Source organism: Salegentibacter flavus (genome assembly GCF_900115145.1).
Lineage (GTDB): Bacteria > Bacteroidota > Bacteroidia > Flavobacteriales > Flavobacteriaceae > Salegentibacter > Salegentibacter flavus.
Genome location: NZ_FOVL01000012.1, coordinates 55,465 through 81,065 on the forward strand (window position 1 = coordinate 55,465; position 25,601 = coordinate 81,065).

A 25,601-nucleotide genomic window follows, 5' to 3' on the forward strand; every position below is an offset into this window, starting at 1 on the left:
GAACGAATGAAAAAATTAATCTATTTCAGTTTTATAATCAGTACCCTGATTTTAACTTCCTGTAAGAATGGGGAAGCTAATCAACAACAAACTCAGGGGACCATGCCTTTCCCTGTAGTTGAAGTGCCAACAAAAACGGTTACAGGATACATTACATATCCGGTTAGCATAGAAGGAACTGTAAACAGCGGGGTAAGGGCAAAAGTAACAGGTTATATTACCGATGTACTGGTAGATGAGGGTGAAAAAGTTAGTAAAGGGCAAACCCTTTTCAAATTAGAAACTCAATCTCTAAGCCAGGATGCCGGAGCAGCCCAAGCCAATGTAAATGCAGCCCAGGTGGAAGTTGACAAATTAAAACCTCTGGTCGAAAAGAACATAATAAGCCCGGTACAGCTTGAAACAGCCAAAGCCCGACTTGCCCAGGCAAAAGCCAATTACAACAGCATCGCGGCTAATATCGATTATGCAAATATTAAAAGCCCGGTAGATGGATATATAGGTTCCATCAGCTTTAGAGAAGGAGCTTTAATAAGCCCCGGAGACTCTGCCCCACTAACCCGAATTTCAAATACAGAGGAAGTTTTTGCTTTCTTTTCCATGAATGAAAGAGAATATCTGGACTTCCTCAGAAATACTGAAGGTGTAGATACTTCAGAAAAATTAAAGAATTTTCCACCGGTGGAACTGGAACTTATTAACGGAGAAATCTACGAAGAAACCGGTACTATTGAAACAGTTTCAGGACAGATAGATCCGGCCACTGGGACCGTAAGTTTCCGGGCAAAATTTCCTAATCCCAGCGGAATACTTTCCAATGGGAGCAGTGGAAAAATCAGGATTCCAAAGACCTATAAAAATGTTCCTGTGGTTCCGGAAGTCTCAACTTTCGAACAACAGGGAATGGTTTACGCATACAAAGTGGAAAATGACAGTTTAGCGATTTCAACGGTAATTGAAGTTAAAGACAGGCTTAATAATTTAATCATCGTTTCCTCCGGCCTTAAAGAAGGTGATGTTATAGTGGCCAAAGGAGTTGGTAAACTTCGCAATAACACCCCCATAAAACCACAACCGGTACCTTTTGATAGTATAGCCAATACTTTGAAACCCGTATTTAAATAAGAAAACATGTTAAGAACATTTATAGACAGACCGGTTTTATCTACGGTAATTTCCATTATAATTTTGATTCTGGGGTTTTTGGCAATAAACTCCTTACCGGTTACCCAATATCCAGATATTGCTCCCGCTACCGTCCAGGTGAGGGCTAATTATCCCGGCGCCAATGCCGAAACAGTACTTGAAAGTGTTATTATTCCCATAGAGGAACAAATTAACGGGGTAGAGGATATGGATTATATCACCTCTACAGCCAGTAACAATGGTAGTGGGACAATCAATGTGTTTTTTAAGGAAGGAGTAAATCCCGATATCGCGGCAGTAAACGTACAAAACAGGGTGTCTCGTGCAACTCCATTATTGCCCCGTGAGGTTGCTCAGGCCGGTGTTATTACTCAAAAACAGCAAACCAGTGCCCTGATGTTTCTCACGGTCAATTCTGATAATGAGAATTATGATGCTACTTTTATCCAAAATTATCTAAACATCAACGTACTTCCGGAATTACAACGAATTAACGGGGTAGGAGATGTCAACATTTTTGGAGCTAAAACCTATGCGATGCGGATCTGGCTGCAACCAGAAAAACTCCAGGCTTATAACCTGATCCCCGCTGATGTAACTGCGGCAATCAATGAACAGAGTTTGGAAGCTGCTGCCGGAGCTATTGGTCAGAACAATGCCCAGGCCTTTGAATATGTGATAAAATACGGGGGACGATTTAAAACGGCCGAACAGTATGAAGATATAATTATAAAAGCTCTGGATAACGGAAGATTCCTGCGTGTAAAAGATGTTGCCCAGGTAGAACTGGATGCTCAGGGATATAATGCCATTTCTAATGCCAATGGCAAACCGGGAGTTAGTATGGGTATTTACCAAACTGCGGGTTCAAACGCTCAGGAAATCATTGAAAATATTCATGAGAAAATGGACGAATTGGAGAAAAATTTTCCGACTGGGATGGCGTATTACGTGAATTTCGATACCAATGAATTTCTCAATGCCTCTATTAACAAGGTAACAATAACCTTGCTAGAGGCCTTCCTTCTTGTATTTCTGGTTGTATTTATCTTCCTGCAGGATTTCCGGTCTACCCTTATTCCTGCTATCGCCGTACCGGTTTCTATAATCGGAACTTTCTTTTTTCTCGGCTTATTTGGTTATTCCATCAACCTTCTTACCCTGTTTGCCCTGGTACTCGCAATTGGTATTGTGGTAGATGATGCTATTGTGGTGGTGGAAGCAGTTCATGCGAAACTGGAGGAAGGAGCGAAAAATGCAAAACAGGCAACCTATAAAGCAATGGATGAGATTGCCGGGGCGATTATTTCCATTACTCTGGTTATGGGTGCCGTTTTTATTCCGGTGACCTTTATTACAGGACCCACAGGGGTTTTCTATGAGCAGTTTGGTGTTACTCTTATGGTGGCCATCGCAATTTCAGCGATTAATGCATTGACTTTAAGTCCGGCTCTTTGCGCAATCTTCTTAAAACCTGAACACGAAAAAGGAAAGAAAAGAGGATTTTTAAATCGCTTTTTCACCGCTTTTAATACTGGTTTTGAATTAACCACAAAACGATATGTAAGATCGCTAAGGTTTCTTTTTAAGCATAAATGGATTACTGCAGCGATCCTGGTATTTTCAATTATAGGGATTTTCCTTGCATCCTCTGCTACTCCCACCGGTTTTGTACCTGATGAAGACCGAGGTATTGTATTTACTAATATTGAACTCCCTCCTGGCGCTTCTCTTGACAGAACTGTAGAGGTAACTCAGGAGCTAAGAGAGCTTGCTAAAGATATACCAGGGGTAAGTGAAATCACCATGGTAAATGGATTTAGCTTGATTGGTGGTTCCGGAAGTAATTTTGGGCTCGGGTTTATAAAACTTGATCCATGGGATGAACGACAAGATGATGATCAATCTATAGAAGCCATTACGGCTCAGCTTTTTCAGCGTGCGGCGGCAATAAGTGATGCTAACATACTTTTCTTTGCACCACCAAGTATTCCAGGATTCGGAGCTTCCTCTGGATTTGAATTGCAGGTTTTAGACCGCTCAGGTGGTTCCTTCACCGAACTGGATGAAGCCACTAAAAATTATCTGATGGAGCTCAGCGAGCGACCTGAAATCCTGTATGCGAATTCGTCTTTCAACACGAATTATCCGCAGTATGAAATTGAGTTGAATGTTCCCAAAGCCAAGGAAGCCGGAGTGAACATCAGCAGTATATTTTCAACACTACAAGGCTATATTGGTAGTGTTTATGCAGCCGATTTCTCCCGCTACGGAAAACAATATCGGGTTTATGTTCAGGCCCTGCCGGAGGACCGGGCAAACGCCTCAGATCTAAATTCATTATTCGTTAGAAATGATCAGGGACAGATGGCGCCGATAACCGAATTCGTAAATCTTAAAAGAGTATACGGTCCACAATCGGTTACGAGATTTAACCTCTTCAATTCGGCCAGTGTTAATGGAGCTGCCGCACCTGGATATTCGTCTGGGGATGCAATTGCCGCCGTTCAGGAAGTAGGAAATGGAGCCCTTCCGGCTAATTTTGATATAGGTTTTTCCGGTTTAACCCGTGAAGAAATTTCGGCAGGAAATCAAACAACTTTTATATTCCTCCTAAGTATATTATTTGTGTACTTTATTCTTGCAGCTCAATACGAAAGCTATCTATTACCGCTTTCAGTGCTTTTCTCATTGCCTGTTGGAGTTATGGGCGCATATGTTTCAACATACTTTACTGGCCTGGAAAATAATATCTATTTCCAGATCGCCCTTATTATGCTTCTGGGCTTATTAGCTAAGAATGCAATCCTTATTGTAGAGTTTGCAATTCAACGCCGAAGAGCAGGCGTGCCGATTGCTGAAGCTGCCTTTGATGCAGCTAAGGTAAGGCTTAGGCCAATTCTTATGACCTCCTTTGCCTTCATTATAGGATTATTACCGCTGGTTTTTGCCGGAGGCATCGGTGCTGCAGGTAACCGATCTATCGGTACAGGCGCCGTAGGTGGATTGCTCATAGGAACTGTTTTGGGTGTATTTGTTATCCCAATCCTCTTTATTCTGTTCCAGTGGCTTCAGGAAAAGGTCACAGGAGAACCCCAGATAGTTGAAGAAAATAAAAATAACTCTTTGCAAAAAGATCAATAATGAGAAGACTTAGAATATATAGCCTTTTAATAGCGGGGGTCACACCATTTCTTTTAATGTCCTGCTTTGCAGCTAAAGATTATGAACGCCCTGAAATCCAAGAGGTCGATGAAAATCTTTACAGAACAGATGCCATTTCCCAGGACAGTCTCAATATGGCAGATATCGCCTGGAATGATGTTTTCTCTGATCCAATTCTGAAGAAATACATTGCCGATGGCCTTGAAAACAATATTGACATCAGGCGTGCCATCCAACAAATGCTTATGGCTGAAGCATATGTAAAACAAGGGAAAGCAGGATATTTCCCAACTTTATATGTGGGCGCAAACGTAAACCACCAGATCCTTTCAAAGAACAGTCAGTTTGGTAGCTTTTTCGATGGTAGTATAACCCAGTACGATGTAACCGGAAATCTATCATGGGAAGCAGATATTTGGGGCAAAATAAGGAGTAATGAAAGAGCATTTCAGGCCTCTTATCTTCAGAGTGCAGCTGCCCATAAAGCCGTTCAAACAAGATTAATTTCCAATATTGCTTCTACCTACTATCAGCTACTAAGCCTTGATGCACAAAAAGAGATTACGGAGGAAACCATCGCCAATAGGGAACGTAGTTTGGAGACCACCAAGGCCCTGAAAGATGCTGGAAATTTCACGGAGGTTGGCGTAAAACAAACCGAAGCACAACTGTATACAGCACAGGCTCTCCTTATCGATATCAATAACCGGATAAGATTACTGGAAAACAGCCTTTCAATTTTATTGGGGGAAGGCCCACAATCTATTGAGCGAAATCGACTTGAAGAGCAGGAAATCAATACGTCATTAAACACAGGAGTACCGGCGCAACTTCTTAGAAACCGACCTGATGTTATTGCGGCGGAATATAATTTGGTGAATGCCTTTGAGCTCACTAACGTCGCGAGGAGTAATTTTTATCCCTCCCTGAGTCTTTCGGCGGGGGGTGGTTTTCAAAGTCTGGAGCTAGACGAATTATTCAATGCAAACTCCCTTTTCGCAAACCTGGCCGGCTCTTTAATGCAACCGGTTTTAAACGGAAGAAAGATAAGGACACAGTTTGAGGTAGCCGAAGCTCAGCAAGAAGATGCTCTGTTAAACTTTAAATATACTATCCTTAATGCAGGAAAAGAAGTTTCAGATGCTTTATACAATTATGAGGCAAGTACCGAAAAAATAGATATTCTTAACAAGGAATATAATGCCTATGCTGATGCATCAGAATATTCCGAAGAGCTTCTTAACAATGGTTTTGCTAATTATTTGGAAGTCTTAACGGCAAGAGAAAATGCACTGAATTCCCAGTTAAACCTTATCAATGCTGAATTCAGCAAATTACAGGCTATGGTAGATCTCTACCGTGCCCTGGGTGGCGGATGGCAATAATTGGTTTTGTTAGTTGTTGGTTAACCAGTCTGGGGAAACCCGGACTGGTTTTTTTAACAGAAGTTATGTTTCAGCATCGAATCCGACTAAGCTAAAAATTTTTTAAATTTATAGGAAAACAGAACTATGAAAAGCAATTTCAACGATATTATAAATGGCGACAAACCCGTATTGGTAGATTTTTTTGCTGACTGGTGTGGCCCTTGCAAAATGTTGGGACCGATTCTAAAAGACGTAAAATCCGAACTGGGAGATCAGGTGAAGATTGTAAAAATAGATGTAGATCGCAACCAGGAACTTTCAGCTAAATATCAGGTTAGAGGTGTACCCACGATGATACTCTTTAAAAATGGGAAACAACTCTGGCGCCAATCGGGAGTATTACAAAAACATCAACTTACCGAAGTGATTAAATCACATTCCTAAAAATTCTCCTCGGGTTATAAGATCCGGGGGATTTTTTAAAGCATAAATTCTTAAGCCTCAATCATAAATATAATTGACTTATTTCTCCTTTAGGTTTTTCGCGTAACAAAGGTTACTGATAAAAGCTCCCTTCAGGAGTAATTTTGCTGCACGAAAAGTTTTTAAAGACACGAGACAATTATATTGATTTTTTACTCTGTATATCAGATAAATACACTAAACTAATGAAAGTATGACGATAAATTACCCTATATCCTTTAGCATTAACAAGGAACAGCTCTTAAAAAAGACGCTAAGGCAACTTGCGTTTTGGGGAGTAGCATACTCCCTTTTATTTTTCACTATACATCTACATACCATATCAGTTTTCGAAATCTTTTTAGCGGATCTGGAAACCTCAGCAGCGACTTTACCTCTTATTGTTCTGGTTTCTGTTTTACTTTTTAGTCCTTTTTTAGGTTTCATTGATATTTTTCTAGAAGAAGATAAATTCAAAAATTATTCTCTTGGCCTTAATGTGCTAACCGCCGGCGCCCTATACACTGTATTGTTAATGGGAGCAATTAGCCTGGTAAGGTTATATTTATTGAGCTCCGGAAAAAATATTTTTCTAAATGAAATGAGCTTAAACCTTCTTACTCAACATTGGAGTTACTATTTTATGATTTTAAGCGTCCATACTGGGTTTATGAGTCTCATTATTGGATTTGTAAACCAGCTAAGCAAGAGGTTTGGGCCGGGAATGCTTCTTCCGTTTTTTTCAGGAAAATACAAGTATCCAAGAGAAGAAGAACGAATATTTATGTTTTTGGACCTTAGTTGTTCTACCAAACTTGCGGAGCAACTTGGACATATTAAATACTCTGCACTAATTAAAGACAGTTTTCTGGATATTGATAAAATGGTTAAAAAATACAATGCTGAAATCTACCAATATGTTGGTGATGAAGTTGTACTTAGCTGGCCAGTGGAAAAAGCGAAAAACCTGGAATACATTGATTTCTTTTTTGGGGTGGAGCAGCTTTTTAGGGAAAAAGAAGACTACTATAAAAATAATTATAGCATAGCCCCAATATTTAAAGCCGGAGTACACCTCGGTAAAGTTACAGCCGTGGAGGTGGGTGACCTTAAAAAAGATATCGCCTACCATGGAGACACCCTTAATGTAGCAGCCAGATTAGAAGGTTTATGCAAAATTTATTCTCAACCTCTCTTAATCTCTGAAGCCGTTTATAATCTGGACAATATTGAAAAAAGATATTATTCTACTTCTTTAGGAACTCAGTATTTAAAAGGGAGAAGTAACCCCGTAGAGGTATATAGCATCGCAAAAACATTAAGGAAGGTAGTCGCTGCTTAACCAATAATTACACGATGATTTTAGGAATAAGAAAATTATTACCTCTTATAGTTTTGCTTTTTGTTTCCATAAATTCCATTGGGCAGGAAGCCGATGCAAATAACGGGAAGGACAGCCTACCCAGCACCTGGGAACTTCTTAAATATGACGGAGCTAGTGCATTTGGAGGAATGAAATATACCTATTCCAGGCCGTTACAATGGAAAAAAGACGATTTTATCACAGCCGGAGCAATTGTTGCGGGAACAGCTGCCCTGTATATTTTTGATGAGGAAACCAGCGAATATTTTATTGAGCAGGATAATAAAATGCCACAATTAATAAAAGATATAGGCTGGTATTATGGAAGCCCTCAAAACAACTACGCTATAAACGGCGCGGTGTATCTCTATGGACTTTTAACTAAAAATGAAAAGGTAAGAAAAACAGGAGTATTGCTTATCTCGGCTGCTTCTACTGCAGGGTTAATCCAAACAATTACCAAGACTGCCATTGGACGTGCAAGACCGACAACCGGCGAAGGCAAAGCTAGTTTTGATCCATTCAGAGGAATTGGAGCCTATCACTCATTTCCATCAGGACATACTATCCTGTCCTTTACAACGGCTTATGCAATCGGAAAACAATTTGACAATCCTTTTGTTAAAGCAGGAATTTATAGTTTGGGAATGATCGCTCCGGTGTCCAGACTTTGGGCTGGTGCACACTGGCTCACAGATGTAGGACTGAGCCTGGCTATAAGCGTTTTGGTGGTGGACAGCATTGATAATTACTTAAATGAAGAACGCCTCTATGGTCCAGAGGAAAAAAACAGGATTAGCTGGAAATTTAATGTTGGTTTGGGTAGAGTTGGACTAACCGGGACTTTTTGATTAGTTGAGCTTCCCTCCTTTGGCCGTCCACCAGGGATGGACTTCCACTTTTAATCTCCCCGATTTAACCATCGGGTCAAGCCTGGCAAGACTATCGGCTTCCTTTTCTGTTGCTGTGTTGTATACTGCAATCCCTCGAATTTCTCCATCGCTGCCAAAAGGTCCAATGAGAGACTGGCATAACCTTCTTCAGCCATTCGGGAAAGATGTGCCAAATGCTGTTTTTGCAATTTAGCCGCTTCAGTAGAATCCTGACTTCGGTTTTCACCTTTCTTAAGAAAAAACCATATAATACTGCTGCATCAAATAGTTGGTATCTCCCGCTTCATACCTGAAAGCTTGGTAGCCTTTATCCTTAAGTTCTTTTTCTATAGAATCTATACTAGATTCAGGCTTTTTGACCGCGACTTTTTCAGGACCAGGAATACCTCGCTCCTACTTTGGTATATCTTTACAGGAAATCAACAGGAACGGAAAAGCAAGTGCATAAATTAAATTTCTCATCTTAAAAATTTACCAATTTTTATAAGGGTGTTCACTTAATTGTGAATTATAATACTTAATGTCTCCCGTTATTTCCTCACCTAACCAAATGGGTTTTTGAAAGCTATCCTTTTCATTATTAAGTTCAATTTCTGCTACTACCAGACCCTGGTTTTCTCCATAAAACTCATCCACTTCATAGGTAAAGTCCCCAATTTTAACAAGATATCTTGTTTTATCTATAATCCCTGGTTTGCAAAGCTTAAAGAGTTCTTCAGCTTCATTTTTATCTATTTCTTTTTCCCATTCAAACCTGCTTAATCCATTTTCCTTGGATTTTCCTTTTATTGTTAGAAAGGCGGTTTCATTGGTGATTCTAAGTCTAACCGTCCGCTCGGGATCTGTGCTTAGGAACCCCTGTTTAATTCTTATTTTCTCATAAGCCTCTTTTTTATATTCTCCTGATTTTACCAGGAATTTCCTTTCAATTTCAAGCATCGTCATGGACTATTTTCTTTATCTCATCAGATTCTATCCTTATCTCTTCGTAACCATCCTCTGCGACTTTCTGCATAGCTTTGGCTATTGTATCGGGATGAATGCTCTGATATTTTTTAAGCGGACCGAACATAACAAAATTAGCAGCTTTCATCAATTGTTTTGAGATAAATTCTAAGGGGCGTTTCTCCTTTCGTTCTCCTCCTATTAGGGAAGGCTGAAAAATATAGGCACTTCTTATATCATTTTGAAGTACAGCGTTTTCCATCTCGCCTTTCGTGCGGTTATAGAAAAATCTACTTTTAGAATCTGCACCCAGTGCAGAGATCACCAGAAAATTTTCGATTTTATTTTCTACACAGAGTTTCGCGGCGGTTACCGGGATCCCGTAGTCTACTTTACGGTAGATTTCTTTATTCGGAGTCTTGTTCTGTGTGGTTCCTACACAGCAAAAAACAACATCGGCCTTAAACTTATCACGATGCCTGCCCAGTTCAAACATATCTATGAGATGCTCCTCAATCTTTGAGCTTTTTATAGGTGTGGCACTTCTGGAGAAAAGAATGATCTTATCATATCTTTTGTCGGGAATCAGTCTTTTTAGTAGAAAACTGCCGGTAAGTCCCGTAGCGCCTAAAATAATTGCAGTCTTTGACATTTACTGGATTTTAAGGTCTTTTAAAGATACAGATTAAATTATTCTGTTAAAAAGAAAAAACCTTGACCGTGAATTGAACTAATTCAACTAAACTCTTTGCCTGCGTCTATGGCTTGATTTCGGATTTTATTGAGGTTACAATTATGGTACAAGTTAATTTCTCCCATTTAAACGATCCCGGCCTACGCCGGGATAAGTGAAACTAATCAATTTCCCGGCACTATTGGTGCGGGAAATTCAAGTTTCACTAAATTCACATCGTGGAAAAGGAGTTAATGCAAAGAAAGATAATCCATATTGATATGGATGCGTTTTATGCCTCTGTGGAACAATTGGACAACCCAGATTTAAACGGAAAAGCCATAGCTGTTGGAGGCAGTTCTCAACGTGGGGTTGTTGCAGCTGCAAGTTATGAAGCCCGGAAATATGGCGTAAAAAGCGCCATGAGCAGCGTAATGGCTAAACGCAATTGTCCGCATCTTATTTTTGTCAAACCTCGTTTTGAGCGTTACAAGGAGATCTCCCAGCTCATAAGAGAAATTTTCCTGGAGTATACAGATTTAGTAGAACCGCTTTCCCTGGACGAAGCCTACCTGGATGTTACTGAAAACAAAAAAGGAAATCCAAGTGCAACGCTTATTGCCCGTGAAATTCGGGAGAAGATCAAGGAGAAAACCGGGTTGAATGCTTCCGCAGGAATATCTATCAACAAATTCATCGCAAAGATCGCCAGCGATTTTAATAAGCCTAACGGCCAAAAAACCGTAAACCCTGAAGAGGTTGAAGAATTTCTGGAAGCATTGGACATTCGTAAATTTCACGGCGTTGGAAAAGTGACCGCTGAAAAAATGTATCTGTTGGGCATTTTTACAGGCAGGGATTTAAAAACCAAAAGCCTCGAATACTTAACTGAAAAATTCAGGAAAAGCGGGGCCCATTATTTTAATGTAGTTCGTGGCATCCACCTTAGTGAAGTTAAACCAAACCGGATAAGAAAATCCCTTGGCGCCGAACGCACTTTTAATGAAAATATTTCTTCGGAAATTTTCATGCTGGAAAGGCTGGAAAACATCGCTGAAGAAATAGAACGCCGACTTACCAAAAGCAAAGTCGCCGGCAAAACAGTGACCCTGAAGATAAAATACAGCGATTTCACCTTGCAAACCCGGAGCAAAACCATTTCCTACTATATCTCGAATAAAGAACTGATTTTAGAAATCGCCAAAGAACTTTTGTATCAGGAGAAAATGAAAAATTCGGTGCGACTTTTGGGCATTTCTCTTTCCAATTTAAACACCGATAAGGCCGGTGAAATTTCCGAAGTAAAAAAAGAAGTTGAGGTACAACTGAAGTTTGAGTTTTAAAAGGAAAAGAAAAAGCCACAAATCATAGAAATCAGTGGCCCTTTCAGAATATGTTATCTTTGATTATTCTATTTCAGAAACCCTAAGTGTATTTACCATCCCTTTATCTGAGATTGGCATCGCGGCCAGGTTAATGGTGAAATCGCCATGCTGTACAAAACCGTTTTCCTTGGCAATTCTATTTATGTCTTCAATGGTCTCATCGGTACTTACAAATTTGTCATAACTAAATGCCTTTACCCCCCATAATAAGCTTAACTGAGCTAGAATTCTGGTATTGGAAGTAAACACCAGAATATGTGATTCCGGTCTCCAGGAAGAAATCTGGAATGCGGTGTACCCACTATTAGTTAAGGTACAAATAGCCTTAGCCTTAATCTCGTTAGCCATATGCGCGGCGTGGTAACAAACAGATTTAGTGATATATCGCTTAGTTCGAATATGCGGTGGATCGTGAGGAACTTTAATTAAAGGTGAATTTTCTACACTCTCCAGAATTTGTGTCATTTTTTCAATAACCTGCACCGGATATTGCCCTACTGAAGTTTCCCCACTAAGCATTACTGCATCGGCTCCATCCATTACAGAGTTTGCCACATCGTTCACCTCTGCCCGGGTTGGGGTAAGACTTGTGATCATGGTTTCCATCATCTGAGTTGCGATAATTACCGGGATTCTTGCTTTTTTTGCTGTTAACACCAATTTTTTCTGAATAAGCGGAACCTCATGGGCAGGAATTTCTACTCCCAGATCTCCCCGTGCCACCATCAATCCGTCGCAATAGGCAACAATCTTTTCGATATTCGCAACACCTTCAGGTTTCTCGATCTTCGCAATGATTGGGATCTTATATTCGCTATGCTCTTTAATCAATTTCTGAAGCTCCATCAAATCTTCGGCGTGGCGCACAAAGGAAAGGGCCATCCAATCTACCTGCATTTCACAGGCGAATTTAGCATCCTTAATATCCTTTTCAGTTAAAGCCGGAAGAGAAATATTGGTGTTTGGAAGATTCACACCTTTCTTAGATCTTAAAGGTCCTCCCTGGATAACTTTTGTTACTACTTCATCTTTTTTGTTGGTTGAAACCACTTCGAAGATAAGTTTTCCATCATCAAGAAGTATACGTTCCCCTGCCTGTACATCACGGGGAAAGGTTTCATAATTCATATAAACCCGCTGTGCCGTTCCTTTAAATTCCTTCCCGGTAGCAAAAGTGATTTCGTCACCATCAGAAACTACTACCTCATCTTTCATAACGCCCACCCTAAGTTTTGGACCTTGTAAATCGCCCAGAATAGCGGCATTGTAACCTTTTTCTTTATTAAGTTCTCTTATCATTGCGATGCGTTCTCTTACATCATTGTAATCGGCGTGGGAAAAGTTGATTCTGAATACGTTTACTCCTGCCTGGAGCATTTTATTTAGGATTTCTTTAGAACTTGTTGCCGGCCCTAAGGTGGCAACGATCTTTGTTTTCTTATTTGTTGGCATTACTCAAAAATTAAATTTTGTTTAGATTTTAATTGCTCCACATCAATTTTATGCACCGCAATCACCTGGGGAATCTGGCTGATTATGTTAACCAGTTTATTAAAATGTTGATCGGGCATATCTTCTTCTATTTTTAGAAAAAAATTCACCTTTTTGTATTCAGGAATAAGGTTTAGTTCCAGCGGCCTTACTTCATCTTCTGCAAATAAAGAGCCTGTATTAAGGACTTTTGAAGCCTGGCCTTTAAATTTATTGGCAACCAAATTATAGCTGTGAAAGTTTGTAGGGTCTTTAAAAGTAAATCTTGCATAGTAGGCCTGAACACTTTGATGTATGAAATCTACATCTTCCCTTTCTCTCCTTAAACCCAGTTTTAAATACTTATTCAGCAAAAAGGCCATTCTAAAATCCTCAACGGAACAATAAATAGCAAGGAGCTTAAAGAGGTCTTCTTCTACCTCATCCAACAACATTTTATGCGCCTGCATAAGTCTTCTACTTTATGGATAAAGATAAAATAAGAATAAGAAAAATGAAGCTTACCGTTGGAAAAATTTCACAATTTTCTACGAAAACGTTATAGCTTAAAACGATTCTCCAAAATTATGAGATAATATTTTGAAGTGCATAATACGCCCTTTTAGAAGCTTTCTCCTCAGCTTTCTTCTTTGATGTTGCCCTGGCTTTTGCTACCACCCTGTCATCAATGCGGAGTTTTACAGCAAAGTGTTTAATCTCATCGTTACCCGTATCCTCGTAAATTTCGTAATTGAACTCCTTCTTCTCCTTCTGGCACCATTCGATCAATAGACTTTTATAACTAATCACTCTTCCTTCCAATTGCTCGATATCTACATAAGGATCTATAACCCGTTCGTAAATAAACCGCTTGCAGTATTTATATCCCCTATCAAGATAGATAGCTCCTATTAATGCTTCAAACAGATTTCCGTGGATATTAACTCCGAATTGATCTATTGGAATATTGGTTTTAACGTGATTGATAAGGTCCAGGTCTCTTCCTAATTCATTAAGATGCTTCCGGCTAACTACTTTAGAACGCATCTTGGTGAGATAACCTTCGTTTCCACCGGGAACGGCTTTAAAAAGATGGGAGGCTATAACTGCGCCAAGTATTGCGTCACCGAGAAATTCCAATCTTTCAAAACTAATCGTATTCCCTTTATCATCTTTAATATTGAGGGAGCGGTGTGTAAAAGCTTTACGGTAATGCGCCAGGTTCTTTGGTTTAAAGCCAAGTATCTGGGTTAAGCTCATAAAAAAATTCCCGTCTTTAGAAGATCGGGAATTTAATATGTTTCGGATAACGCTCATTTTAGAAAATGTTATTCATCCAGTTTTTTAAAAATCACACAGGCATTATGACCACCAAAACCAAAGGTATTGCTCATTACCACCTTAACATCGCGTTTTTGAGCTTTATTAAGGGTCAGGTTCAATTGAGAATCAATATTTTCATCAGCGTGTTCATGGTTAATTGTTGGAGGCACAATTCCGTATTTCATAGATAAGATTGCTGATATAGCTTCTACGGCTCCGGCGGCTCCTAACAAATGCCCCGTCATTGATTTTGTTGAATTAATATTGATGTTTTTCGCATGTTCGCCAAAAACTTTTCCGATGGCTTTTAGCTCGGCCACATCCCCAAGGGGAGTTGAAGTACCATGGGTGTTTATAGCATCTATGTCTTCAGGTTTAAGTTCGGCGTTTCTCAGGCAGTTTTTCATTACCGCCACTACCCCGTTTCCTTCGGGGTGAGGAGCCGTCATATGATAAGCATCTGAAGAAAGACCGCCGCCTATAACTTCGGCATAGATTTTCGCACCACGTGCTTTGGCATGTTCATATTCCTCCAGGATCAAGGCTCCAGATCCTTCTCCAAGCACGAAACCGTCCCTGGTTGCATCAAATGGTCGTGAAGCTGTTTCCGGGCTCTCATTACGGGTAGAAAGGGCATGCATAGCATTAAACCCTCCCATTCCTGCAATAGTAACCGCAGCTTCTGAACCTCCTGAAACGATTACATCACTATATCCAAGACGGATATTGTTCAACGCATCGATCATGGCATTGGCTGCAGAAGCACAGGCAGAAACCGTAGTATAATTCGCTCCCATAAATCCATGACGAATAGAGATATTACCCGGGGCAATATCTGCGATCATCTTAGGAATAAAGAACGGATTGAACCTTGGAGAACCATCTCCCTGGGCGTAATTTATCATTTCGTTCTGAAAAGTTTCCAATCCGCCAATTCCGGCCCCCCATATCACACCAACCCGATACTTATCTACGGTATTCAGGTCGATACCGGAATCTTTAATAGCTTCATCTGAGGCTACAATGGCATATTGGGCAAACCTATCCAGCCTTCTCACTTCTTTTCTGTCGAAGTAATCCAACGGATTAAAGTTTTTGAGTTCACAAGCGAATTTGGTTTTGAATTTTTCGGTATCGAAATAGGTAATGGGAGCACTCCCGCTTTTTCCGTTCACCAAGCCATCCCAATATTCTTCAATATTGTTACCAATGGGGGTTAGGGCTCCAAGGCCCGTGACTACAACTCGCTTTAACTCCATATAGTCTGTTGGTTTATTTTTTTGCGTCTTCAATATAAGAAATTGCCTGACCTACTGTGGCAATGTTCTCAGCCTGGTCATCAGGGATCTGGATATCGAATTCCTTCTCAAATTCCATGATCAATTCCACAGTGTCCAATGAATCAGCACCCAAGTCGTTGGTGAAGCTGGCTTCGTTTACAACTTCGTTCTCGTCAACACCTAACTTGTCAACGATAATCGCTTTTACTCTTGATGCAATGTCTGACATAATATTTTATTTTAATTTTGTTTAGGTGGCAAAAATAAAAAACTTTATTTTAAAACCGATTTTTACTTTAAAAATGTGAATCTAATTTACATATTTTTCCCGAAAGCCCTTAATTTTACATTTTATTAATTGTTAACAACATCATTTTGACCCTACACCCAAACAACTCCTTAAAGAAAATTGTGATTTTTGCTTCCGGGACAGGAACTAATGCCGAAAATATTATCAAATATTTTAAAAATTCCTCCTTAGCAAGGGTGGTTGCTGTATTTTCTAACCGAAAATCGGCTAAAGTTCTCAGAAAAGCACACGACTTAGATGTTAAGGCCCTATATTTTGACCGGGAAGCTTTGTATAAAACCAATGAGGTTTTACACGTCCTGCAGGACATTAAACCCGATCTTATCGTCCTTGCCGGCTTTCTTTGGGTTTTTCCAGATAATATCTTAAGGGCATTTCCTCAAAAAGTGATCAATATCCATCCCGCGCTTTTACCCAATTATGGCGGAAAAGGTATGTATGGAGCAAAAGTTCACGAGTCTGTAATCAATAATAAAGATGAAGAAAGTGGAATCAGCATCCATTATGTAAATGAAAAATATGATGAAGGCGAAATCATTTTTCAGACAAAAACACAAATCGATAAAAAAGATACTCCCGATAGCCTTGCCGGAAAAATACATCAATTAGAATACAAACACTTTCCGGAAGTGATTGAACAACTTCTTAAAAAAAACCAAGAATAGTGCATCAACCCCAGGTTTACATTTACACAGATGGTGCTGCAAGAGGAAATCCAGGCCCCGGCGGATACGGAATTGTCATGGAATGGGTAGGCAAAGCTTACCGAAAAGAATTTTCAAAAGGTTATAAGCACACCACTAATAACCGAATGGAACTTCTGGCCGTTATTGAGGCTCTTAAAAAATTAAAGCAACCCGGTCTCGAGGTGGTTGTTTTCACAGATTCAAAATATGTAGCCGATGCGGTGGAGAAAGGTTGGGTTTTCAATTGGGAAAAGAAAGCTTTTAAAGACCGTAAAAACGCTGATCTCTGGATAGAATTCCTGAAAGAATACCGAAAACACAAGGTAAAGTTCAAATGGATAAGAGGGCATAACTCCCATCCACAAAATGAACGTTGTGACAGCCTCGCCGTAGCCGCTTCTAAAGAGAAAAAACTACTTATAGATCAGGGTTTTGAATAGAACTAAAGCTTTCCAAAGGCATTCTTAATTTAGGTTTATCCCTTGAAAAACAAACTGTATATTTGCAGCATATTTTAAAACCCGTTATGAGTAAATTACTGATTGTAGGCACGGTAGCCTTTGATGCGATTGAAACCCCCTTTGGAAAAACCGATAAGATCCTTGGAGGTGCCGGTACTTATATAGGCCTTTCAGCTTCCCAATTTAATGTAGATAGTGCAGTGGTTTCTGTGGTAGGAGATGATTTCCCGCAGAAATACCTGGATTTACTTATCAAGAATAATATTAATATAGAAGGAATCGAAATTGTTGAAGGCGGAAAAACCTTTTTTTGGAGTGGTCGTTATCACAACGATCTGAATACAAGAGACACCCTGGATACTCAACTAAATGTTCTTGCCGATTTCAACCCGGTAGTACCTTCAACTTATAAAGATGCCGATATTGTAATGCTTGGTAATTTGCACCCACTGGTTCAGCTAAGTGTTTTGGAACAAGTAGAAAACCCCAAACTGGTGGTTTTAGACACTATGAATTTCTGGATGGACAATACCTGGAACGATCTTTTAAAGGTTATTAAAAAGGTTGATGTCATCACCATAAACGATGAAGAAGCACGACAGCTATCAGGGGAACATTCTTTGGTAAAAGCCGCAAGAAAGATCAACGCACTGGGCCCTGATTACGTAGTGATCAAAAAAGGAGAACACGGCGCACTCCTGTTTCACGAAGAAGAGATATTTTTCGCTCCAGCGCTTCCGCTAGAGGAAGTATTTGATCCTACAGGAGCTGGAGATACCTTTGCCGGTGGCTTTGTGGGATATCTTGCCAAAACTGAAGATATCTCTTTTGAAAATATGAAAAATGCCATTATTTATGGTTCTAACCTTGCCTCCTTCTGCGTAGAAAAATTCGGCACCGAGAGGATGCAGGAATTATCAGCAGCTAATGTTCAGGAAAGGCTGGAAGAGTTTAAAAAACTCACACAATTCGAAATAGAAATAACTTAAAACATACGGCCCTGTAATTTCAGGGCTTTTTTTGTGACCAATTGAAAACCTTAATCCAGGAACAACTATTATGAGTGATGCCATAAAACACGAATGCGGAATTGCCCAGGTACGGCTTTTAAAGCCCCTTGAATACTACAAGGAAAAGTACGGGACGGCTTTCTACGGAATCAATAAGATGTATTTATTAATGGAAAAACAGCACAACCGCGGCCAGGACGGCGCCGGTTTTGCAAGCATTAAACTAAATACAAGTCCGGGAGACCGATATATAAGCAGGGTTCGCTCTAATGCCGCACAACCCATTCAGGATATTTTTGAGCAGATAAACGACCGGATTAATTTTGAAATCAAGGAAAATCCGGAATATGCCGACAATATTGCCCTTCAGAAAAAAAACATTCCATACATAGGGGAGGTCTACCTTGGGCATGTACGTTATGGAACTTTTGGAAAAAACAGTATTGAAAATGTTCATCCTTTCCTCAGGCAGAATAACTGGATGCACCGTAATCTTATTGTTGCCGGCAATTTTAATATGACCAATGTAAACCAGCTTTTCAATAACCTGATAGATCTTGGGCAACATCCAAAGGAAAGAGCCGATACCGTTACGGTAATGGAAAAGATTGGGCATTTTCTTGATTCTGAAGTTGAAAAACTGTACAAAAAATTAAAAAAACAAGGTTATTCAAAGGTAGAAGCCTCACCCATGATTGCTGAAAAACTCAATGTCACCAAGATCCTGAGGAAATCTTCAAAAAATTGGGATGGCGGTTATGCTATGGCGGGACTACTGGGTCATGGCGATTCTTTTGTACTTCGGGATCCCTCGGGAATAAGGCCGGCATATTACTATAAAGATGATGAAGTAGTGGTAGTAGCCTCAGAGCGGCCTGTAATTCAAACGGCTTTCAACGTAGATTATGACGAGGTGAAGGAACTCGATCCCGGTCACGCAATAATCACCAAAAAAGACGGCACAGTTTCCATCCAGCAAATCCTGGAACCTCTGGAGCGTAAAGCCTGTTCTTTTGAACGCATCTATTTTTCCCGTGGAAGCGATGCCGAGATCTATAAAGAACGTAAGATGCTTGGGCGTTTACTAATGCCAGAGGTGCTTAAGTCAATAAAGCACGATACCATAAATACTGTTTTTTCTTTTATTCCGAATACCGCTGAAACCTCTTTCTACGGAATGGTTGAAGCAGCTCAGGATGAATTAAACAAACAGAAAAACGAGGCTATCCTGGCTGAAAAAGAAAGCCTTACCGATGCCAGGCTTCAGGAAATACTTGCACACCGCCTGAGAACTGAAAAAATTGCCATTAAAGATGCCAAACTACGTACCTTTATTACTGAAGACAGCAGCAGGGACGATCTTGTGGCCCACGTTTATGATGTAACCTACGGAGTTGTAAAACCGGAAGACAGCCTTGTAATTATAGATGATAGTATTGTGAGGGGCACTACCCTTAAGAAAAGCATTATTAAAATGCTGGATCGCTTAAATCCTAAGCAAATCGTCATAGTCTCTTCTGCACCTCAAATTCGATATCCCGATTGCTACGGGATCGATATGGCCAGGATAGAAGATCTTGTAGCTTTCAGGGCAGCCTTAGAGTTATTAAAAGAGAGCAACAGATATCAAATTGTAAAAGATGTTTATGCAAAATGTAAAGATCAGGTAGATTTGGAGGATTATGAGGTAAAAAACTTCGTAAAGGAGATCTATGAGCCTTTCACCGATGAAGAAATATCAGATAAAATTGCTGAACTGATAAGTGAACCTACAGTGAAGGCAGAGTTAAAAGTAATCTATCAATCTGTAGACAATCTTCATAAGGCCTGCCCCAAAAATCTTGGAGATTGGTATTTTACAGGAGATTATCCCACCTTTGGCGGTAACAGAGTGGTAAACAGAGCTTTCATTAATTTTTTTGAAGGAAATAAGGACAGAGCATACTAACAACTTGTCTGTTTATCAAGTTTTTATGCCATTCGTCTAAAATATTTTTTTACCGGGATTTTCCTGCTTAATTTGGCACCACCATAACATAAGTAGGTTAAGTTCATGGTAGATTTGGGGCAAAAAAAGGTGGATGAATAATCCGCCTTTTTTTATGCCCAATTTTTTATGCCTTACAATTAAAAACAACCTTCTCTTACAATAATTTTCATAAATCGACCTGTCGACTAATTTGTGAGTAGTTCATCTAAAAGTATTTGCACTACCTGTTTTTCTTCTTATCTTAGTAAGACCATAACATAAGTAGGTTAAGTTCATGGTAGATTTGGGGCAAAGAAAGGTGGATCTTAAAACGACCCACCTTTTTTTATTACCATAATTTTACTTAAGACCATAAAAAAGGCCACCTAATAGGTAGCCTTTATAAAATTAGATACTATTTTCTATTTTTCTTTTGCATATCTACTTGCAACTTCTTTCCAGTTAATAACGTTAAAAAACGCATTAATATAATCTGGACGACGGTTCTGGTAATTTAAGTAATAAGCATGCTCCCAAACATCAATACCAAGGATTGGAGTTCCGCCACAACCTTTTTCAGGCATTAGAGGGTTGTCCTGGTTTGCAGTAGAGCAAATTTCTACTTTCCCACCGGGATGAACACATAACCAAGCCCACCCAGATCCAAACTGACCCGCGGCTGCCTTAGCGAATTCATCTTTGAAAGCTTCAAAAGAACCAAAAGCGGCATCTATAGCAGAAGCAAGTTCACCTTCCGGTTTTCCGCCTCCATCGGGAGACATAATCTCCCAGAACAAACTATGGTTGTAAAAACCACCACCATTGTTTCTAACGGCTTTATTAGACATATCCAGATTTTTAAGGATATTCTCTATAGTTTTCCCTTCAAGATCGGTGCCTTTTATAGCGTCGTTGAGTTTATTTGTGTAACCTGCATGGTGCTTACCGTGGTGAATTTCCATGGTCCTGGCATCTATATGAGGTTCTAATGCATCAAATGCATATTTTAGTTTCGGTAATTCGAAAGCCATAGTTTATATATTTTTTTGTGATTAGTATTAAATTCTCCCAAATTTAAGTATTAAGGGATGTACTAAAAATAATTTTCTGTTATAAAATACTTAAAAGCATAGGCGTATTGGCAAACAATTTTATTTTACCTTTAAGTTTCTGTCCAAAACTGAAATTTCATCTAAACTAAGCTGATTTTTGAAACATTCCTTCAATATCTATAATGCCTCTGCGGGTTCGGGAAAAACTTTTACGCTGGTAAAAGAATACCTGGTTCTCCTTATTAATTCTTCCCGCCCCGATGCATACAAAAATATCCTGGCCATCACTTTTACCAATAAAGCGGTGGAAGAGATGAAAACCAGAATAATCTCAAGCCTTCATAATTTTTCAAAAACGCAGGTACCATCAGATTCAATTGCACTATTTAATGCCGTAAAGAAGTCTACGGGTTTACCGGAAGAAGAAATTCAGCAGAAATCAGCGAGGATACTTAAAAATATCATTCATAATTATTCGGCTTTTGAGATCTCCACTATAGATGGTTTTACTCAGCGTATCCTGCGCAGTTTTGCCAAGGATCTTGGTCTATCGGTTAATTTTGAGGTTTCTCTGAACACTGACCAAATTCTTCTGGAAGCCGTGGAAGCTCTAATTGCCCAGGCCGGAAAAGATAAAGCCATAACAAAAATCCTGAAAGAATTTGCATTGAGCAAAACCGACGATGAAAAAAGTTGGGACATAACTGCCGATCTTTTTGAAATTTCCAGGCTGCTTACCAACGAGAATAATCAATTACCACTTAGCAGATTAAAAGGCAAAAGCCTGGACGATTTCGAAAATTATTCAAAAAATTTGAGGGCTGAAAAGGAGAAAACAAGAGCCCTTATAAAAAGCACTGCTGAAATTTTCTTCGGAATAATGCAGGACCATAACCTGGAATTTACAGATTTCAGCAGAAAATCCCTACCCACTTATTTTCAAAAATTAGAGAAGGAAGAGTTTCCTTCAAAATTCGATTTGCAATGGATGCAGAATTTAGAGACCACAGCGCTTTACAATAAAAATCAGAAAGAGGAAAAAAAATCACTTTTAGACAGCCTCCAGCCACAATTTTGTGAACTTTTCAGGGCTTCAGAAAAAGCCATCTATCATTTTGAATTTCTCGCCGAAATAGAAAAGAAACTGGTTCAGCTTTCGCTTTTAAATGCCATAAACCAACAAGTTGAAGTTATTAAGAAAGAAAGAAACCTGCTCCTTATTTCAGAATTCAACCCAATGATCAGCGCCCAGGTTAAAGATCAACCGGCGCCCTTTATTTATGAAAAGCTCGGCGAAAGATATCAGAATTATTTTATAGATGAATTCCAGGATACATCCCGGATGCAATGGGAAAATCTACAACCCCTGGTGGAGCACAGCCTCTCCGGAGAACCAAAAGTGGGCGAGCTGGCAGGCCTTATGCTGGTTGGCGACGCCAAACAGAGTATTTACCGCTGGCGCGGTGGAAAGGCTGAACAATTTATAGAACTCTATAACATTGAGAAAAAACCTTTCAGCATTAAACAAAAAGTTGAAGATCTTCCCGACAATTATCGCAGTGGTAGTGAAATTGTAAACTTCAACAATAATCTTTTTCAATTTGCTTCAGCCTCCCTAAGGCATCCCAGTTACAGCGAACTTTTCGTGAACAGCAGACAAAATCCCAAAAAAGAGAATTTTGGATATGCAAATGTATCCTTTATAGAAGCCAATACCAGCGCAGAGGAATTTGAGATTTATCCTGAAAAAGTACTGGAGATCATTCAAAACCTCGATGAAAAAGCTTTTTCAAGAAGTGATATTTGTATTCTAACCCGAAGAAGAAAAGAAGGAATAGCTATAGCAAGTTACCTTAGTGAACACGGTATTCCCGTAGTTTCTTCGGAAACACTTTTGATAGCCAATTCTCCTGCCGTAAATTTTATGGTGAATCTTCTGGCATATTCAATTAACCAGAAAGACGATAATTTAAAGCTCGAAATATTTAATTTCCTGCAAGAAAAACTTGACCTAAAAGAACCGCATCAAATCATCAGCGAAAATCTGAGATATAATGAGGATGCCTTTTTTCATTGGCTTAAGGAATATGAGATCGAATTTAGTCTGGAGGCTCTAAAAAATCTCTCTTTATATGAATCTGCCGAATACATCATTAGAAGTTTTTCACTTGTAGAAACCTCCGATGCTTATGTTCAGTTCTTCCTGGATTATATTTTTGAAACCACTCAGTCGGTTACCGGGATAGCAGATTTTCTGGAGCTTTGGGAACAGAATAGAGAAAAACTAAGTATTGCGGTTCCCGAAGAGGAGAATGCAGTCAAAATTATGACCATTCATTCCTCCAAAGGCCTGGAGTTTCCCATAGTAATCTATCCTTTTGCTAATTCTGATTTCCAGGATACCCGAATGGATTCCTTGTGGTTGGATCTGCCCGAGGCTCTTGGTGAAATTCCGATAAGTTATATGAGTGCTTCAAAAAAAATGCTCAATTGGGGAGAAAATGCTTCAGAAGTTTACCAGGAACTTCTTGATCAAAAGGAACTCGATACCTTAAACGTTTTATATGTAGCCTGCACAAGGGCTTCAGAACAACTCTATATTTTATCAAAATTAGAGCTTGACAAAAAAGAAAATGAAAATCCAGCGAAGATTTCAGGTCTGTTGATAGGATTTTTAAAACAATCAGGGAAGTGGGCCGATGGGCACCTAAATTATGATTTCGGAAAGCTTCCGCCACCAAAGCAAAGAGAAAAAGGTTCTGCCAGCCAAGCCCAGGAACACTTTTATTCTACGCCAACTCAAAACCAGGCAGTGCATATAGTCACCAGATCGGGTTCTTTATGGGATACAAAACAGGAAGAGGCCATAGAAAAAGGAGAGATTATTCATGATATTCTGTCCAACATCAACACCCTTGAAGATGCAGCCCTTGCCCTGGAGCAAGCCGTATTAGACGGTACAATTACTTCTAAAGCCCAGCCACAAATTGCTAAGGTGGTAGAAGCTATAATAACCCACCCGGAATTATCTGAGTTTTTCGCGCCAGGTTCTTCCAATTTAAATGAAAGAGATATTCTGGTAGATGGAGGAAAAAAGCTACGGCCAGATAGACTTAATTTTAAGGAAAAAGAAGTGAGCATCCTGGATTATAAAACCGGGAGTTACAAAGAATCCCACGCCTTACAGATAAACAGGTATGCAGAAACTCTGGAAAACATGGGCTTTAAACCAGGCAAAAAGATCCTGGTATATATTAACAAAGAGTTAAGCCTTGAATATGTATAAAAAAGATGTGTAATTTTGTGAAAAATAGAATAAAATGTACGGAAAAATCAAAGATCACCTTGAAAAGGAACTTCAGGAAATAAAAGATAACGGATTATTTAAAAAAGAAAGGATTATCACCAGCCCTCAGGATGCGGTGATTAAAATTTCAACCGGGCAGGAAGTTATTAACTTTTGCGCGAATAATTACCTCGGCTTGTCTGCGCACCCTGAGGTGATCCAGGCTGCAAAAGAAACTTTAGACTCCCATGGGTTTGGGATGTCCAGCGTGAGATTTATTTGTGGCACCCAGGATATCCATAAGGAACTGGAGAAAAAGATCGCCGATTTCTATGGAACTGAAGACACCCTATTATACGCTGCAGCTTTTGATGCCAATGGAGGTATTTTCGAACCGCTATTTACTGCTGAAGACGCGATAATTTCAGATTCTCTTAATCACGCTTCTATTATTGATGGGGTTAGATTGTGTAAAGCCGCGCGCTACCGCTACCAAAATGGGGATATGGAAGACCTGGAAAAACAACTTATCGCCGCCAATGAAAAAGAAGCCCGCTTCAAGATTATCGTTACCGATGGAGTGTTCTCTATGGATGGATTGGTAGCTCCGCTGGATAAGATTTGCGATCTAGCCGATAAATATGACGCTCTTGTAATGATAGACGAATGTCACGCTACGGGCTTCATAGGGGAAAACGGAATTGGTACCCTGGAAGAAAAAAATGTAATGGACCGGGTAGATATCATCACCGGAACTCTGGGTAAAGCTCTGGGTGGAGCTATGGGTGGATATACTACTGCTAAAAAGGAAATTATTGAAATGCTTAGGCAGCGCTCCCGTCCATATCTCTTTTCAAACTCTTTGGCACCGGCGATTGTAGGAGCGTCCATCAAGGTTTTTGATATGATAAAAACCGACTCTTCTCTTCGGAAGAAACTAAAAGAAAATACCAAATACTTTAAAAAAGGAATAAAGGAAGCCGGTTTCGATATTATAGATGGAGATGCCGCCATAGTACCGGTAATGCTCTACGATGCCCAATTATCTCAAACAATGGCCGATAAACTTCTGGAGGAAGGAATTTATGTAATAGGCTTTTTCTTCCCTGTGGTACCAAAAGGTAAAGCACGTATTCGTGTACAGCTTTCGGCGGCACACAAAAAAGAACATTTGGATAAGGCCATTCAAGCTTTCATTAAAGTAGGGAAAGAATTGGGAGTAATCTAATTACCTCCATATTCTTATGTTAATAAGTTGCCAAAATCGTTCGATATTCCATAGAAAAAAACTCTGAAAAACGCCACTAGACAAGGGTTTATTAAGAAAACTTTATTATTATACGCTTTGTTAATAG

The 25,601-nt window shown here is 39.6% G+C and carries 22 protein-coding genes; 14 read left to right on the forward strand and 8 right to left on the reverse strand.

What is annotated here, in order from left to right; genetic code table 11:
* Positions 1–6 precede the first annotated feature (6 nt).
* From BM266_RS10430 to BM266_RS17525, 7 genes are all read left to right on the forward strand, one after another.
* Positions 7–1,125 (forward strand): efflux RND transporter periplasmic adaptor subunit, encoded by a 1,119-nt coding sequence (locus BM266_RS10430; RefSeq protein ID WP_093409257.1) that lies wholly within the window; start codon positions 7–9, stop codon positions 1,123–1,125.
* 6 nt (positions 1,126–1,131) lie between these two features.
* Positions 1,132–4,290 carry an efflux RND transporter permease subunit gene (locus BM266_RS10435; protein WP_093409259.1) on the forward strand — a complete coding sequence of 1,053 codons (3,159 nt, stop codon included), beginning with the start codon at positions 1,132–1,134 and terminating at the stop codon, positions 4,288–4,290.
* Positions 4,290–5,696 carry an efflux transporter outer membrane subunit gene (locus BM266_RS10440; protein ID WP_093409262.1) on the forward strand — a complete coding sequence of 469 codons (1,407 nt, stop codon included), beginning with the start codon at positions 4,290–4,292 and terminating at the stop codon, positions 5,694–5,696. Before BM266_RS10435 ends, BM266_RS10440 begins: the two co-directional genes overlap by 1 nt.
* A gap of 126 nt (positions 5,697–5,822) precedes the next feature.
* Complete coding sequence (gene trxA / locus BM266_RS10445) at positions 5,823–6,122, forward strand: thioredoxin (protein WP_093409264.1); 300 nt, start codon at positions 5,823–5,825, stop codon at positions 6,120–6,122.
* Between the two features lie 232 nt (positions 6,123–6,354).
* Positions 6,355–7,482: an adenylate/guanylate cyclase domain-containing protein gene (locus BM266_RS10450; protein WP_093409267.1), complete on the forward strand. Its 1,128-nt coding sequence runs from the start codon at positions 6,355–6,357 to the stop codon at positions 7,480–7,482.
* Positions 7,483–7,496: 14 nt separating this feature from the next.
* The gene (locus tag BM266_RS10455; protein WP_245760423.1) at positions 7,497–8,354 is read left to right on the forward strand and encodes a phosphatase PAP2 family protein; all 858 of its coding nucleotides are present in this window, start codon (positions 7,497–7,499) and stop codon (positions 8,352–8,354) included.
* Positions 8,355–8,373: 19 nt separating this feature from the next.
* Positions 8,374–8,589: a hypothetical protein gene (locus tag BM266_RS17525; protein WP_175494790.1), complete on the forward strand. Its 216-nt coding sequence runs from the start codon at positions 8,374–8,376 to the stop codon at positions 8,587–8,589.
* A gap of 278 nt (positions 8,590–8,867) precedes the next feature.
* On the opposite strand, the gene BM266_RS10465 is transcribed toward BM266_RS17525, so the two are convergent.
* Together BM266_RS10465 and BM266_RS10470 are read right to left on the reverse strand one after the other, a co-directional pair.
* Positions 8,868–9,335, reverse strand: a complete 468-nt coding sequence (locus tag BM266_RS10465) for a CYTH domain-containing protein (RefSeq protein ID WP_093409269.1) — start codon at positions 9,333–9,335, stop codon at positions 8,868–8,870.
* Positions 9,328–9,993 (reverse strand): NAD-dependent epimerase/dehydratase family protein, encoded by a 666-nt coding sequence (locus tag BM266_RS10470; protein ID WP_093409272.1) that lies wholly within the window; start codon positions 9,991–9,993, stop codon positions 9,328–9,330. The genes BM266_RS10465 and BM266_RS10470 overlap by 8 nt, the downstream gene beginning before the upstream one ends.
* A 275-nt stretch (positions 9,994–10,268) precedes the next feature.
* On the opposite strand from BM266_RS10470, the gene dinB reads away from it, so the two are divergent.
* A complete protein-coding gene (gene dinB / locus BM266_RS10475) occupies positions 10,269–11,357 on the forward strand; it encodes a DNA polymerase IV (protein WP_093409274.1) in 1,089 nt (362 codons plus the stop codon).
* Between the two features lie 63 nt (positions 11,358–11,420).
* On the opposite strand, the gene pyk is transcribed toward dinB, so the two are convergent.
* From pyk to BM266_RS10500, 5 genes are all read right to left on the reverse strand, one after another.
* A complete protein-coding gene (gene pyk / locus BM266_RS10480; protein ID WP_093409277.1) occupies positions 11,421–12,851 on the reverse strand; it encodes a pyruvate kinase in 1,431 nt (476 codons plus the stop codon).
* Positions 12,851–13,339: an IPExxxVDY family protein gene (locus BM266_RS10485; RefSeq protein ID WP_093409279.1), complete on the reverse strand. Its 489-nt coding sequence runs from the start codon at positions 13,337–13,339 to the stop codon at positions 12,851–12,853. The genes pyk and BM266_RS10485 overlap by 1 nt, the downstream gene beginning before the upstream one ends.
* Positions 13,340–13,454: 115 nt before the next feature.
* Positions 13,455–14,186 (reverse strand): ribonuclease III, encoded by a 732-nt coding sequence (gene rnc / locus BM266_RS10490; RefSeq protein WP_093409283.1) that lies wholly within the window; start codon positions 14,184–14,186, stop codon positions 13,455–13,457.
* A gap of 11 nt (positions 14,187–14,197) precedes the next feature.
* A complete protein-coding gene (gene fabF, locus BM266_RS10495) occupies positions 14,198–15,451 on the reverse strand; it encodes a beta-ketoacyl-ACP synthase II (protein WP_093409286.1) in 1,254 nt (417 codons plus the stop codon).
* Between the two features lie 13 nt (positions 15,452–15,464).
* A complete protein-coding gene (locus BM266_RS10500; protein WP_013069791.1) occupies positions 15,465–15,701 on the reverse strand; it encodes an acyl carrier protein in 237 nt (78 codons plus the stop codon).
* Between the two features lie 143 nt (positions 15,702–15,844).
* Between BM266_RS10500 and purN the strand changes: the two genes are divergently transcribed.
* The 4 genes from purN to BM266_RS10520 all read left to right on the forward strand — a co-directional run bounded on the left by purN (position 15,845) and on the right by BM266_RS10520 (position 19,887).
* Complete coding sequence (gene purN / locus BM266_RS10505) at positions 15,845–16,447, forward strand: phosphoribosylglycinamide formyltransferase (RefSeq protein WP_394333124.1); 603 nt, start codon at positions 15,845–15,847, stop codon at positions 16,445–16,447.
* Positions 16,447–16,908, forward strand: a complete 462-nt coding sequence (rnhA, locus tag BM266_RS10510; protein WP_093409291.1) for a ribonuclease HI — start codon at positions 16,447–16,449, stop codon at positions 16,906–16,908. Before purN ends, rnhA begins: the two co-directional genes overlap by 1 nt.
* An 86-nt stretch (positions 16,909–16,994) precedes the next feature.
* Entirely contained in the window at positions 16,995–17,918 is a 924-nt protein-coding gene (locus BM266_RS10515) for a PfkB family carbohydrate kinase (protein WP_093409293.1), read from the forward strand.
* Between the two features lie 70 nt (positions 17,919–17,988).
* A complete protein-coding gene (locus BM266_RS10520) occupies positions 17,989–19,887 on the forward strand; it encodes an amidophosphoribosyltransferase (protein WP_093409296.1) in 1,899 nt (632 codons plus the stop codon).
* Positions 19,888–20,330: 443 nt separating this feature from the next.
* On the opposite strand, the gene BM266_RS10525 is transcribed toward BM266_RS10520, so the two are convergent.
* Positions 20,331–20,939, reverse strand: a complete 609-nt coding sequence (locus BM266_RS10525) for a superoxide dismutase (protein ID WP_093409298.1) — start codon at positions 20,937–20,939, stop codon at positions 20,331–20,333.
* Positions 20,940–21,117: 178 nt separating this feature from the next.
* Between BM266_RS10525 and BM266_RS10530 the strand changes: the two genes are divergently transcribed.
* A complete protein-coding gene (locus tag BM266_RS10530) occupies positions 21,118–24,246 on the forward strand; it encodes a UvrD-helicase domain-containing protein (RefSeq protein ID WP_093409301.1) in 3,129 nt (1,042 codons plus the stop codon).
* 34 nt (positions 24,247–24,280) lie between these two features.
* A complete protein-coding gene (kbl, locus tag BM266_RS10535) occupies positions 24,281–25,474 on the forward strand; it encodes a glycine C-acetyltransferase (protein WP_093409304.1) in 1,194 nt (397 codons plus the stop codon).
* The last annotated feature ends 127 nt before the right edge of the window (positions 25,475–25,601 follow it).